Below are 12,745 nucleotides of genomic sequence, written 5' to 3'. Positions count from 1 at the left end.
TGTCACCGAATGAAAGGCCGGCCCTAACGCACAAGCCCCCGATGGCGCTGACAGCCAAGTCCCACACGCAAGGACGACTGTCGCGCACACGGCGACACGTGCCGCAACGCCGAAGGTTCAACTCGAACTGGCCGAAAGCCGGTTCGTGACCATTCAACGAAAGGAACAGTCACACATGAAGCAACAACAACACAAGCAGATCTTCGTCGGCGCCCTGCTCGCCGGCCTCCTGGCCGTGAGCGGTGCCGCACAGGCCCAAGGCGTGGGCGTCGGCGTGGGCGTGAATGCCGACGTCAACACCTCGGCCGGCGTGAAGACCGCGCCGGCCCAGGGCAGCGCTGGTGCCAGCACCGGCGCTGCCGCCGGAGCCAACACGTCCGCAGCCACCGGCGGCGCAGGCAATGCAGCAGGCAGCGCTGGCAATGCGGTGGGTGGTGTCCTCGGCGGTGCGACCGGTGCGCTCGGCGGCGCCACGGGCGCCGTGGGCAACACCACGGGCGGCCTGACGAACACCGTGGGCGGCACGCTCAACAGCGCGACCGGCGCAGCGGGCTCTGCAGGCACCGGCCTGAAGGCGCCCGGCACACCGGGAGCCGGCGTGAAAGCCAACGGCAAGGCCAAGGGTTCCAGCGCCGTCGACCTGACCAAGTAAAAGCCCAGTCTGTCACACACGGAAAACCCGCAGCGCTCACGCGTTGCGGGTTTTTTTTGGATTCAAGGCGCCGGCTTGAGCTTGAACATGCTCGTCACGTCCACCTCGAGCACCAGCTGCTCGCGCTGGTTGAACAACCGCCAGCGCCAGCGCAGGATGCCCAGCGTGGGCCGCTTCTCGGAGCGCCGCACCTCGCTCACATCGGCCACCAGCCGCAGCGTGTCGCCGGGCCGCACGGGGTTGGGCCAACGCACCTGCTCCAGCCCCGGGGACGCGAAAGACTCCGACCCCGCCAGCACCGCATCGACCACCAGCCGCATCGCGATCGCGCAGGTCTGCCAGCCGCTGGCGATGAGTCCGCCGAAGGGGCTCTGTGCAGCGGCTTCGGCATCGGTGTGGAACCACTGCGGGTCGTAGGCCCGCGCGAACTGCACCAGCTCTGCTTCGGTGAGCACGTAGGGCCCGGCCTCGATGACCTGGCCCGCATGGAAGTCGGCGAACTGCATCCGCCGCGGCTCAGTAGGTCTCGAGGTGCAGACGGCCTTCGCGTTTGAGCGCGGCGCCCACGGTGTCCCAGTCGAGCCCCGCGTCCCTGGCCACGTCGCGCAGTGCGAGCACCACGCCCTCTTCCATGCTCTTCAGGCCGCACACATAGAAGTGGCTGCTGCCGTCCTTCAGCAGCGCGGCCAGGTCGGCGGCGCGCTCGCGCATCATGTCCTGCACGTAGCGCTTGGGGCTTCCGGGCGTGCGCGAGAAGGCGAGGTTGATGTCGATGAAGTCCTTCGGCAGCGACTGCAGGGGGCCGAAGTACGGCAGCTCCTGCTGCGTGCGCGCGCCGAAGAACAGCATCAGCTTGCCGCCTTCGAACTTGCCGCTCTTGCGCAGGCGGCGGCGCCACTCGGTCATGGCGCGCATGGGGGCGCTGCCGGTGCCGGTGCAGATCATCACGATGTTCGACTTGGGGTGGTTGGGCATCAGGAACGAGGAACCGAAGGGCCCCACCACCTGCACCGTGTCGCCCACCTTCAGGTCGCACACGAAGTTGGAGCACACGCCGCGCACCGGGTCGCCCTCGTGGTCCTCGGTCACGCGCTTCACGGTGAGCGAAACGTTGTTGTAGCCGGGCCGCTCGCCGTTGCGCGGGCTGGCCACCGAGTACTGGCGCGCATGGTGGCGTTTGCCGATGGCGTCCGTGCCCGGCGGCACGATGCCGATCGACTGGCCTTCGAGCACCGGGAACGGCACCACGCCGAAGTCCAGCACGATGTGGTGCGTCTCGCTGTCGAAGCCCGCCTCGGTGCAGTTGAAGTTGCCGACCACGGTGGCGGTGGTCGGGGTCTTGGGCGGAAAGAGGTTCGTGTACGCATGCGCGGCCGACCAGGGCGGCACGCTGGCGCCGTACTGCGCGGAATTGAAGACCGGCTCGGCGGCTTCTGCAGCGGCCTGGGCCTGCGTTTGAGCGGGCACTTCAGCTGCTTCTGCGGTGGTTGCCGACACGCCCGCGGCTTCGAGCTCTTCCGTGGAAAGTTCGCCGGGCAGCGACTCCCAGGTCAGCTGCTCCTCGATGGTGTACGCGCGCACCAGCGGCATCGTGCGCCAGTTGTCGATCGAGCCCGTGGGGCACGGCGAGATGCAGGCCATGCAGCCGTTGCAGGTGTCCGCGCGCACGACGTAGTTGTTGTCGTCGTGCGTGATCGCGTTCACGGGGCAGATGGCCTCGCAGGTGTTGCAGCGGATGCAGATCTCGGGGTCGATCAGGTGCTGCTTGATGACTCCGGCTTCAACGGCCATGTCCATGTTGTTCTCTCCTGAAAGCCCTCCCCTTTCGGGGGAGGGTTGGGTGGCGGCAAGCGGCGTTTGTCGTGGTCACGCCGCCGAGCCCCCATCCCAGCCTTCCCCCAGAGGGGGAAGGAGCAATACCGAAATACCCAAATCAGCCGAAACGAACGTACTCGAAATCCACCGGCTGGCGATTGATGCCCATCACCGGCGGCGAAATCCAGCCGGCGAACTTGCCCGGCTCCACCACGCGGCCCATCAACGATGCCACGAAAGCGAAGTCTTCGGAACTCGGCAGCCATTCGTCGCGCTTGGCGGCCCATTCCACCTCGCTCACCACGCGGCCCTCGGGCGACATCTTGATGCCGGCGAGCGCGCCGATCTGGCGGTTGAAGGCCTTGTGCGGCACCGACAGGCGCGTCGGAATGCCGGCCTTCTCGAGCACCTTGTTCCAACGGCCCACGCCGGCCACGGAGTCCTTGATGAAGTCGTCGCGCAGCACCTCGTTCAGCGCGTTGAGCATCGGCACGTCCTTCTCGACGAGCTGGCCGTCCTTCACTTCGAGCACCTTGTAGGTCTGGCCCTTGAGCACGTGGTCGTCGCCGCGCTTGCTTTCCTCGTAGCGGCCCTTCAGGCCCGAGCTGTAGAAGATGGCGGCGTTGCTCGACTGGTCGGCGCCGAACAGGTCGATGGTCACGCTGTAGTGAAAGTTCAGGTAACGCTGGAGGGTGCCCAGGTCGATGCAGCCGGCGGCGCGGATCTTCTGCGCGTCGTCGGTCTTCAGCTCGTTCATGACCTGCGCGGTGCGCGCGATGACGCGCGACACGCCGCTCTCGCCCACGAACATGTGGTGGGCTTCCTCGGTCAGCATGAACTTGGTGGTGCGCGCGAGGGGGTCGAACGCGCTCTCGGCCAGTGCGGCCAGCTGGAACTTGCCGTCGCGGTCGGTGAAGTACGTGAACATGAAGAACGCCAGCCAGTCGGGCGTCTTCTCGTTGAAGGCGCCCAGGATGCGCGGGTTGTTGGCGTCGCCCGAGGTGCGCTGCAGCAGCGCGTCGGCCTCTTCGCGGCCGTCGCGGCCGAAGTGCTTCTGCAGCAGGTAGACCATGGCCCACAGGTGGCGGCCTTCTTCCACGTTGATCTGGAACAGGTTGCGCAGGTCGTACATGCTGGGCGCGGTCAGGCCCAGGTGGCGCTGCTGCTCGACCGATGCGGGCTCGGTGTCGCCCTGCGTCACGATGATGCGGCGCAGGTTGGCGCGGTGCTCGCCGGGCACGTCCTGCCAGACCTTCTCGCCCTTGTGGTCGCCGAAATGGATTTCGCGGTTGGCGTCGCCCGGGTTCAGGAAGATGCCCCAGCGGTAGTCGCGCATCTTCACGTGGCCGAACTGGGCCCAGCCTTGCGGGTCGACGCTCACGGCCGTGCGCAGGTACACGTCGTGGTTGGTCGAGCCTTCGGGGCCCACGTCGTCCCACCAGTTGATGAAGTTGGGCTGCCAGCCTTCGAGCGCGCGCTGCAGCGTACGGTCTTCGCCGAGGTTGACGTTGTTGGGGATCTTCTCGCCGTAGTTGATCGTGCTCATCGTTGTTCCTTGGGTTGTTCGGACGGGTGTGTGCTCAAACGCGGTTCAGGTCGAAGCCGGCCTTCTCGCCGGTGCCGTAGACCTTCAGCGCGCCCTTTTCGCCGACGGCGTTGGGGCGGTTGAAGATCCAGTTCTGCCAGGCGGTGAGCCGCCCGAAGATGCGGGTGTTCATGTTCTCCTTGCTCGCGAAGCGCAGGTTGGCTTCGAGGCCGGTGAGCGCGTCGGGCGACATGGCCGCGCGCTCCTCGATGGCGATGCGGATCTCGTCGTTCCAGTCGATGTCGTCGGGCGCGGCGGTCACCAGGCCCAGCTTCACGGCTTCGTCGGCGTCCAGTGCCTTGCCGACGGCGGCGCGCGCGGCCTCCAGCGGCGCGGTCTCTTCATAGAAGCGGCGTTGCAGGCGGCTCTGGTCGTTCACCATCGGGAAGTAGCCGAAGTTGGCCTCGCCCAGCGTGAGCCTGGGTGCGCGGTCGGCGTCGTCGGGCAGCGCGAGCATGTAGGTGCGGTCAGCCGCAAAGGCCAGCTCGGCCAGCGTGCCGGCGAAGCACGAGCCGGCCTCGACCAGCGCGAACAGGCTGCGCGACGACACATCGAGGCGCGCCAGCGTGCGGCGCAGCGCGCCGATGGTTTCGCGCACCAGCCAGTGGTCCTTGTTCGCGAACATCACCGCGTCCGATGCGAGCACCGCGGCGGCATCGCCTTCGGTCTTGAGCAGCCAGGTGCCGGTGTCGAGCTCGTTGGTGCGCAGGTTGAGGATGGCGTCGTCGAGTTCGCGGCACATCGCCAGCGGCCACCAGGCGGCGCCCGCGGCCTCGATGGCGGCAATGTCGGCCGGCTGCGCGCCGGTGGGCGCCTTGATGGTGATCGTGGCCGTGCGCTTGCTGCGGTCGATCTGCACGTTGACGTTCGAATACGCAATGCCGTCGGCGCTGTCGGTGCGCGCCAGGCGGGTCAGTGCCACGCCCTTGCCATTGGCCGGGCGGTCGCTGCCGGCGGCGAGCTGCGACGCACGCTCCTGCACGGCGGCGGGGAACTGCGCGGGCTTGGCCACGGCGTCGACCAGGCGCCAGTCGACCGCGCGCTGGCCGCGCACGCCTTCGACGCTGGTGCAGAAGATGTCGGCGAGGTCATGGCGCACGCGGCGCTTGTCGGTCACGCGGGTCAGGCCGCCGGTGCCGGGCAGCACACCGAGCAACGGCACTTCGGGCAGCGACACGGCCGAGGAGCGGTCGTCCACCAGCAAAATTTCGTCGCAGGCCAGGGCCAGCTCGTAGCCGCCGCCGGCGCAGGCACCGTTCACTGCCGCGATGAACTTCAGGCCCGAATACTTGGAGGTGTCTTCGATGCCGTTGCGCGTTTCGTTGGTGAACTTGCAGAAGTTGACCTTCCAGGCGTGGCTGGAAACGCCCAGCATGAAGATGTTGGCGCCCGAGCAGAAGATGCGGTCCTTGCCACTGGTGACGATCACGCTGCGCACTTCGGGGTGCTCGAAGCGCACGCGGTTGAGCGCGTCATTCAGTTCGATGTCCACGCCCAGGTCGTAGCTGTTGAGCTTGAGCTTGTAGCCGGGGCGAATGCCGCCGTCTTCCGCGATGTCGAGCACCAGTCGGGCAATGGCGCCGTCGAAGCTCAGCGACCAGTGGCGGTACTGGCCGGGTTCGGTGCGGTAGTCGACGCGCAGGGGCGCCTGGAGCGTGGTGGTGTCGGTCATGCAGAAGTCTCCTGTGGGGCTGTGTTCGGAAACCGTGAACAGGAAAGATAATGCACTTTCTTGCTCCGATGACATGCATCATGCTGCATGCATACAGGCAAGTCAATGCCTGTTGTGCTTTTTTTCAGATTTCAGTCAGGTGACCAGGCCCATCGACTGGCGCGTGGTCGCACGCAGGGTCTGGAAGCTCTGGGCCAGCGTCTTGCCGCTGGTGTCCACCGACAGGTCGGCCTTCGAATAGAAGGCGGCGCGGCCGTTCAGGATGCGGCGCAGGTCTTCCATCGCTTCCTTGCTCGCGGCCATGGGACGGGTGTCGCCCTGCGCCGCCACGCGACCCATGTGCTCCTCGGGCGCGGCCTGCAGCCACACGGTGGTGCAGTGCGCCAGCAGCTCGTTGAAGGTGGCCGGGTCGGACACGATGCCGCCGGGCGTGGCGATGACCACTTCGCTGTAGATCTGCACGGCCTCTTCGAGCGCGCGGCGCTCGTAGCGGCGGTAGGCGTTGGTGCCGTACAGGTCGTGGATTTCACGCACGCTGCAGCCCGCGAGCTTCTCGATCTCGCGGCTCAGCTCGATGAACGGCAGCTCCAGGTCTTCGGCCAGCATCTGCCCCAGCGTCGACTTGCCCGCGCCGCGCAGCCCCACCAGCGCGATGCGCCGGTGCCGCGCCGGGTCGACCGAGGCCGTGCCCAGCAACTCGCCCAGCGCCACGCGCACGCGGCGCAGGTCGGCCTCGCTGCGGTTCTCGAGCAGCTCGCGAATCAGGAGCCACTCGGGCGAACTGGTCGTCACGTCGCCCACCAGTTCGGCCAGCGAGCAGTGCAACGCGCCGGCCACCTGCTGCAGCACCAGGATCGACGCGTTGCCGATGCCGTATTCGAGGTTGGCCAGGTGGCGCTCCGACACGTCGGCCGACAGGGCCACCGCCTTGCGCGTGAGGCCGCGCTGCGCGCGCAGGTTGCGCACGCGGTCGCCCAGCGCCGCCAGCAATGGATTCCTGGCCTCCCCGGCCGGCGCGGCGACAGTGCCGCCACTGCCTTGGGCGCCTTCCGGCACGGCGGCCAGCACCGCGTCTACATGCTCGTTCATGCAATTCCTCGTTCTTCGCCGGGATTGTGCGCGCTCAGGGTAAACACCATATATGCACTATATTGCTTGACACTCATTGTCTCGATGCTTATTGTTCGGCCACAAGCAAGATACTGCACACGCCGCATTCGCGCAAGGCACTTCCCAAGATCGAGGCCCACGATGTCCGACAGCAGCAACCCAGCCACCGCCACCGGCAAGGCCGCATTTCACCAGTTGATCGCCGGCCTGACCGCCGACATCGACGGCCGGCCGCTCGACGCCGCGCTCGACCAGTGGCTCAACACCACCCACGGCGCGGGCAGCGCCAGCTTCGCGCAGCTGCGCCAGGCCTGCATCGGCGGCGTGGCCGAAGGCTGGCTGTGCGAGCGCGAAGGCGGCGGCATCCGGTACGGCCGCGTCTTCAAGGCCGAAGACGCGCTGCACCGCTTCTCGGTCGACGTGGTCGACATGCAGGACATCGCCGGCCCGCACCACACCCACCCCAACGGCGAGATCGACCTGATCATGCCGCTCGACGACCACCCCGCCACCTTCGACGGACGGCCCGCAGGCTGGTGCGTCTACGGCCCGGGCACCGCACACCGCCCGACCGTGGCCAGTGGCCGCGCGCTCGTTCTCTATCTTTTGCCCGAAGGGCAGATCAAGTTCACCCCATGACCGAGCTCCTCCCCAACCACGTCGCCGGCCGCTGGCAAGTCGGATCGGGCGCCGGCACGCCGCTGTTCGACCCGGTGCTGGGCACCGAGCTCGCGCGCGTCGACGCCACCGGGCTCGACCTGCCCGCGGCCTTTGCCTTCGCCCGCGAACAGGGCGGCCAGGCCTTGCGCGCGCTGACCTACCGCCAGCGCGCCGGGCTGCTCGGCGCCATCGTGAAGGTGCTGCAGGCGAAGCGCGACGCGTACTACGAGATCGCGACCGCGAACTCCGGCACGGTGAAGAACGACTCGGCCGTCGACATCGACGGCGCGATCTTCACCGTCGGCCAGTACGCCAAGTGGGGCGACACGCTGGGCGACGTGCATGCGCTGCGCGACGGCGACGCGGTCAAGCTCGGCAAGGAGCCGGTGTTCCAGTCGCAGCACCTGCAGGTGCCCACGCACGGCGTGGCGCTGTTCATCAACGCCTTCAACTTTCCGTCGTGGGGCCTGTGGGAAAAGGCCGCGCCCGCGCTGCTGTCGGGCGTGCCGGTGATCGTGAAGCCCGCCACCGCCACCGCCTGGCTCACGCAGCGCATGGTCAAGGACGTGGTCGACGCGGGCGTGCTGCCCGCCGGCGCGTTGTCGGTCGTGTGCGGCAGCTCGGCGGGCCTGATGGACGCGCTGCAACCCTTCGACGTGGCCTCGTTCACCGGCTCGGCCGAGACGGCCGCCATCATCCGCTCGCACCGCGCCGTGACCGAGCGCTCGGTGCGCGTGAACATCGAGGCCGACAGCCTCAACAGCGCCCTGCTGCTGCCCGGCGCCGCGCCCGGCAGCGAGGCCTTCAACCTGCTCGTGCGCGAGGTGGTGCGCGAAATGACCGTCAAGTCGGGCCAGAAGTGCACCGCCATCCGCCGCATCATGGTGCCGGCGGAGGTGTACGACGCGGCCGCCGAAGCCATCGGCGCCAAGCTCGCGGGCATCACCGTCGGCAACCCGCGCAACGAGAGCGTGCGCATGGGCTCGCTCGTGAGCCGCGCGCAGCTGAACGCGGTGCGCAACGGGCTCGACGCCCTGGCCGCGCAAACCACCGTGCTGCACGACAGCCGCAACAGGCCCCTGGTCGACGCCGACCCGAAGGTGGCCGCCTGCATCGGCCCGGTGCTGCTGGGCGCGCGCGATGCCGATGCGGCGCAGCGCGTGCACGACGTGGAAGTGTTCGGCCCCGTCGCCACGCTGCTGCCGTACCGCGACCTCGCGCACGGCATCGCGCTCGCCCATCGGGGTCAGGGCTCGCTGGTCACCTCGCTGTACGGCAGCGACGACGCCGCGCTGGCGCAAGCCGCGCTGTCTGTCGCACCCAGCCACGGCCGGGTGCACGTCGTCACGCCCGAAGTGGCACAGGCCCAGACCGGCCACGGCAACGTGATGCCGATGTCGCTGCATGGCGGCCCCGGCCGCGCGGGCGGCGGCGCCGAGCTGGGCGGCCTGCGCGCGCTCGACTTCTATCACCGCCGCACCGCCGTGCAGGCCAGCCCCGGCGTGCTCGCGGCACTGGGCCTCTAGAGCCACAACAACAAGAAGCACACGGCCGAAGGAGACAAAGACATGACCCTGCCCCCCCGATTCAACTTCGCCGAGCACCTGTTCGCCCTCAACCGCGGCCGCGCCGAACGCATTGCCTACATCGACGACCGCGGCACGCTGAGCTACGGCCAGCTCGAAGACCGCGCGCGCCGCCTGGCCGCCGCGTTGAAGGCGGCGGGCATTCGCCGCGAAGAGCGCGTGCTGCTGCTGATGCTCGACAGCAGCGACTGGCCGGTGAGCTTTCTCGGCTGCCTGTATGCCGGCGTGGTGCCGGTCGCCGTCAACACGCTGCTCACGCCCGACGACTACGCCTACATGCTCGACCACAGCCGCGCGCAGGCCGTGCTGGTGTCGGGCGCGCTGCTGCCGACGCTGCAGGACGCGATGTCGCGCGGCGGTCATGAAGTGCAGACGCTCTTCGTGTCGCAGCCCGTGGGTGCATTGCCTGAAAACGCGAAAGAGTTCGACACCGCGCTCGCCGCCGTCGAGCCCCTGGCCGCGCCGGTGACCACCGCGTCGGACGACCCCGGCTTCTGGCTCTACTCCTCCGGCTCCACCGGCAAGCCCAAGGGCACGGTGCACACGCACGCCAACCTGTGGTGGACGGCCGAACTCTTCGGCAAGCCCGTGCTCGGGCTGACCGAGGACGACGTCTGCTTCTCGGCCGCCAAGATGTATTTCGCCTACGGCCTGGGCAACGCGCTGACCTTTCCGCTGTCGGTGGGCGCGACCGTGGTGCTGATGGCAGAACGGCCCACGCCCGACGCCACCTTCCGCCGCTGGACGGAGCACAAGCCCACCGTGTTCTTCGGCGCGCCCACGGGCTTCGCGGGCATGCTGGCTTCGCCGAAGTTGCCGGCGCGCGAGGCGGTGGCGCTGCGCATGTGTTCGTCGGCCGGAGAGGCGCTGCCCGGCGAGATCGCGCAACGCTTCAAGGCGCACTACGGCTGCGAGATCATCGACGGCATCGGCTCCACAGAGATGCTGCACGTGTTCATCTCCAACCGCCCCGGCGACGTGCGCTACGGCACCACCGGCAAGCCGGTGGAGGGCTACGACATCGAGCTGCGCGGCGAAGACGGCCGCCCCGTGGCCGACGGCGAGATCGGCGACCTCTACATCCGCGGCCCCAGCGCGGCGTTGATGTACTGGAGCAACCGCGAGAAGTCGCGCGACACCTTCCAGGGCGGCTGGACCAAGAGCGGCGACAAGTACACGCGCGATGCCGACGGCTACTACACCTACGCAGGCCGCAGCGACGACATGCTGAAGGTCAGCGGCATCTACGTGTCGCCCTTCGAGGTCGAGGCCACGCTGATGCAGCACCCCTCGGTGCTGGAAGTCGCGGTGATCGGCAAGGAAGACGCGCAAGGGCTGACGAAGACCAAGGCGTTCGTGGTGCTGAAGGACGGCAGCACGGCGACCGAGGAAGAGCTGAAGGCCTTCGTGAAGGAGCGGCTCGCGCCGTACAAGTACCCGCGCTTCCTGGAGTTCGTGAGCGAGCTGCCGAAGACGGCGACGGGGAAGATTCAGCGGTTCAGGTTGCGTGAGAAGGAACGGCAGGCATGAGGCGCCCGTCTTTCTCCCTCCCCTTCCGGGGGAGGGTTGGGGTGGGGGCACGCGGCATTTGCACAAGCACTGCCTCTGCCAACGCCGCTGGCCCCCATCCCAGCCTTCCCCCAAAGGGGGAAGGAGCAAAACCATGAGCCCCGAGTTCGCCACCATCGAATGGCGCGGCCGCACGGTCCGCATCGAATGCCAGTGGATCGCCCCCGAGCGCACCACCGCCCCCCTCATCGTCTTCCTCCACGAAGGCCTCGGCTCCGTCGCCATGTGGAAGGACTTTCCCGCGCAGGTCTGCGAAGCCGTGCAGGCGCGCGGCCTCGTGTTCTCGCGCCCCGGCTACGGCCGCTCCACCCCGCGTGCCGACGACGAGACTTGGAACGTCGATTTCATGCACCGCCAGGCCCTCGAAGTGCTGCCCGCGCTCTTCGCCGCATTGAAGCTCGACGGCGAAAAGCCCTGGCTCTTCGGCCACAGCGACGGCGGCTCGATCTCGCTGCTGTATGCCTCGCGCTTCCCCGACAAGGTCGCAGGCCTGGTGGTGCTCGCGCCGCACATCTTCGTGGAAGACAAGACGGTCGCGAACATCGAGACGGCGCGCACCGCCTACCTGAACACCGATCTGCCGACGAAGCTGGGCCGTTACCACGACAGCGCCGATTCCGCCTTCTGGGGCTGGAACCGCATCTGGCTGCACCCGCCTTTCCGGCACTGGAACATCGAGGCCGAGCTCGCCACCATTCGCTGCCCCGTGCTCGCCGTGCAGGGCATCGACGACGAGTACGGCACGCTCGCGCAGATCCGCGACATCGCCGCGCGCGTGCCCACGACGCAGCTGCTCGAGATCCCTGAATGCGGGCATTCCCCGCATCGCGATCAGCCGGATCGTGTCATCGTCGCGACCACTTCCTTCATCACCCAAAACAGGAGACAAACACCATGACCCTTCGCACAGCACGGCTGGCACTCACCGCCATCGCATTCGCCGCCCTGGCCACCGCCGCCGGCGCCCAGGGCACCGGCAAGCTCAAGGTCGGCCTGATGCTGCCGTACAGCGGCACCTACACCGCTTTGGGCGTGGCCATCGAGAACGGCTTCAAGCTGTACGTCGACGAGCACGGCGGCAAGCTCGCCGGCCGCGAGATCGAGTACTTCAAGGTCGACGACGAGTCCGACCCTGCCAAGGCCACCGACAACGTCAACAAGCTCATCAAGCGCGACAACGTCGACGTGATCGTGGGCACCGTGCACTCGGGCGTGGCCATGGCCATGGCCAAGGCCGCGAAGGAAAGCGGCACCGTGCTGATCGTGCCCAACGCCGGCGCCGACGCCGTCACCGGCCCGATGTGCGCGCCCAACATCTTCCGCAGCTCGTTCAGCAACTGGCAGCCGGCCTACGCCATGGGCGAAGTCGCGGCCAAGCAGCAGGGCAAGAAGAAGGCGATGACCATCACCTGGAAGTACGCGGCCGGCGACGAGTCGGTCGCCGGCTTCAAGGAGGGCTTCGAGAAGAACGGCGGCAAGGTCGACAAGCAGCTCACGCTGCCCTTCCCCAACGTGGAATTCCAGGCGCTGCTGACCGAGATCGCGGCGGCCAAGCCCGATGCGGTGTACGCCTTCTTCGCCGGCGGCGGCGCGGTGAAGTTCGTCAAGGACTACCAGGCCGCCGGCCTGAACAAGACCATTCCGCTGTACGGCCCCGGCTTCCTGACCGACGGCACGCTCGACGCGCAGGGCGAATCGGCGCAAGGCATGCTGACCACGCTGCACTACGCCGACGGCCTGAACACGCCGCGCGACACGGCCTTCCGCACCGCCTATGCCAAGTCCTTCAAGCTGCAGCCCGACGTGTACGCGGTGCAGGGCTACGACGCGGCGCAGATGCTGGGCGTGGGCCTGAACGCGACCAAGGGCGACATCTCGAAGAAGGCCGAGTTCACGAGCGCCATCGAGAAGGCGAAGATCGACAGCCCGCGCGGCCCGTTCACCGTGAGCAAGTCGCACAACCCGGTGCAGGACATCTACCTGCGCAAGGTGGACGGCAAGGAGAACAAGCTGGTGAGCACGGCCATCAAGGGCCTGGCAGACCCCGCCCGCGGCTGCAGGATGTAGACAACGCTCTCCCCCAGGCTTCGCGCACT

The 12,745-nt window shown here is 68.0% G+C and carries 11 protein-coding genes; 6 read left to right on the top strand and 5 right to left on the bottom strand.

Annotation, left to right across the window (positions count from 1 at the left end):
• Window positions 1–175: 175 nt before the first annotated feature.
• Window positions 176–652 (top strand): adhesin, encoded by a 477-nt coding sequence (locus ACSFA5_RS20610; protein ID WP_435445890.1) that lies wholly within the window; start codon window positions 176–178, stop codon window positions 650–652.
• 62 nt (window positions 653–714) lie between these two features.
• On the opposite strand, the gene ACSFA5_RS20605 is transcribed toward ACSFA5_RS20610, so the two are convergent.
• From ACSFA5_RS20605 to ACSFA5_RS20585, 5 genes are all read right to left on the bottom strand, one after another.
• A complete protein-coding gene (locus tag ACSFA5_RS20605; RefSeq protein ID WP_435445889.1) occupies window positions 715–1,158 on the bottom strand; it encodes a MaoC family dehydratase in 444 nt (147 codons plus the stop codon).
• A 10-nt stretch (window positions 1,159–1,168) separates the two neighbouring features.
• Complete coding sequence (gene boxA, locus ACSFA5_RS20600; protein ID WP_435445888.1) at window positions 1,169–2,449, bottom strand: benzoyl-CoA 2,3-epoxidase subunit BoxA; 1,281 nt, start codon at window positions 2,447–2,449, stop codon at window positions 1,169–1,171.
• A gap of 136 nt (window positions 2,450–2,585) precedes the next feature.
• The gene (gene boxB, locus ACSFA5_RS20595) at window positions 2,586–4,013 is read right to left on the bottom strand and encodes a benzoyl-CoA 2,3-epoxidase subunit BoxB (RefSeq protein ID WP_435445887.1); all 1,428 of its coding nucleotides are present in this window, start codon (window positions 4,011–4,013) and stop codon (window positions 2,586–2,588) included.
• 34 nt (window positions 4,014–4,047) lie between these two features.
• Window positions 4,048–5,724: a 2,3-epoxybenzoyl-CoA dihydrolase gene (gene boxC, locus ACSFA5_RS20590; RefSeq protein WP_435445886.1), complete on the bottom strand. Its 1,677-nt coding sequence runs from the start codon at window positions 5,722–5,724 to the stop codon at window positions 4,048–4,050.
• Window positions 5,725–5,859: 135 nt separating this feature from the next.
• Window positions 5,860–6,813, bottom strand: coding sequence for a helix-turn-helix transcriptional regulator (locus ACSFA5_RS20585; protein ID WP_435445885.1), 954 nt, complete (start codon window positions 6,811–6,813; stop codon window positions 5,860–5,862).
• Window positions 6,814–6,975: 162 nt separating this feature from the next.
• Here ACSFA5_RS20585 and ACSFA5_RS20580 point away from each other — a divergent pair, with 162 nt between their 5' ends.
• The 5 genes from ACSFA5_RS20580 (at window position 6,976) to ACSFA5_RS20560 (ending at window position 12,716) form a co-directional block, all read left to right on the top strand.
• The gene (locus tag ACSFA5_RS20580; protein ID WP_435445884.1) at window positions 6,976–7,473 is read left to right on the top strand and encodes a 4-hydroxylaminobenzoate lyase; all 498 of its coding nucleotides are present in this window, start codon (window positions 6,976–6,978) and stop codon (window positions 7,471–7,473) included.
• A complete protein-coding gene (locus ACSFA5_RS20575; RefSeq protein ID WP_435445883.1) occupies window positions 7,470–9,020 on the top strand; it encodes a 3,4-dehydroadipyl-CoA semialdehyde dehydrogenase in 1,551 nt (516 codons plus the stop codon). Before ACSFA5_RS20580 ends, ACSFA5_RS20575 begins: the two co-directional genes overlap by 4 nt.
• Before the next feature lie 42 nt (window positions 9,021–9,062).
• Entirely contained in the window at window positions 9,063–10,610 is a 1,548-nt protein-coding gene (locus ACSFA5_RS20570; protein ID WP_435445882.1) for a benzoate-CoA ligase family protein, read from the top strand.
• A 133-nt stretch (window positions 10,611–10,743) separates the two neighbouring features.
• Window positions 10,744–11,547, top strand: coding sequence for an alpha/beta fold hydrolase (locus tag ACSFA5_RS20565; RefSeq protein ID WP_435445881.1), 804 nt, complete (start codon window positions 10,744–10,746; stop codon window positions 11,545–11,547).
• Window positions 11,544–12,716, top strand: coding sequence for an ABC transporter substrate-binding protein (locus tag ACSFA5_RS20560; RefSeq protein WP_435445880.1), 1,173 nt, complete (start codon window positions 11,544–11,546; stop codon window positions 12,714–12,716). The genes ACSFA5_RS20565 and ACSFA5_RS20560 overlap by 4 nt, the downstream gene beginning before the upstream one ends.
• Window positions 12,717–12,745: the final 29 nt, after the last annotated feature.

The sequence above is a fragment of the Variovorax monticola genome (assembly GCF_051216855.1).
GTDB lineage: Bacteria > Pseudomonadota > Gammaproteobacteria > Burkholderiales > Burkholderiaceae_C > Variovorax.
Note: the sequence above shows the minus strand (reverse complement) of the source record. Positions and strands in the feature narration are given on the sequence as shown.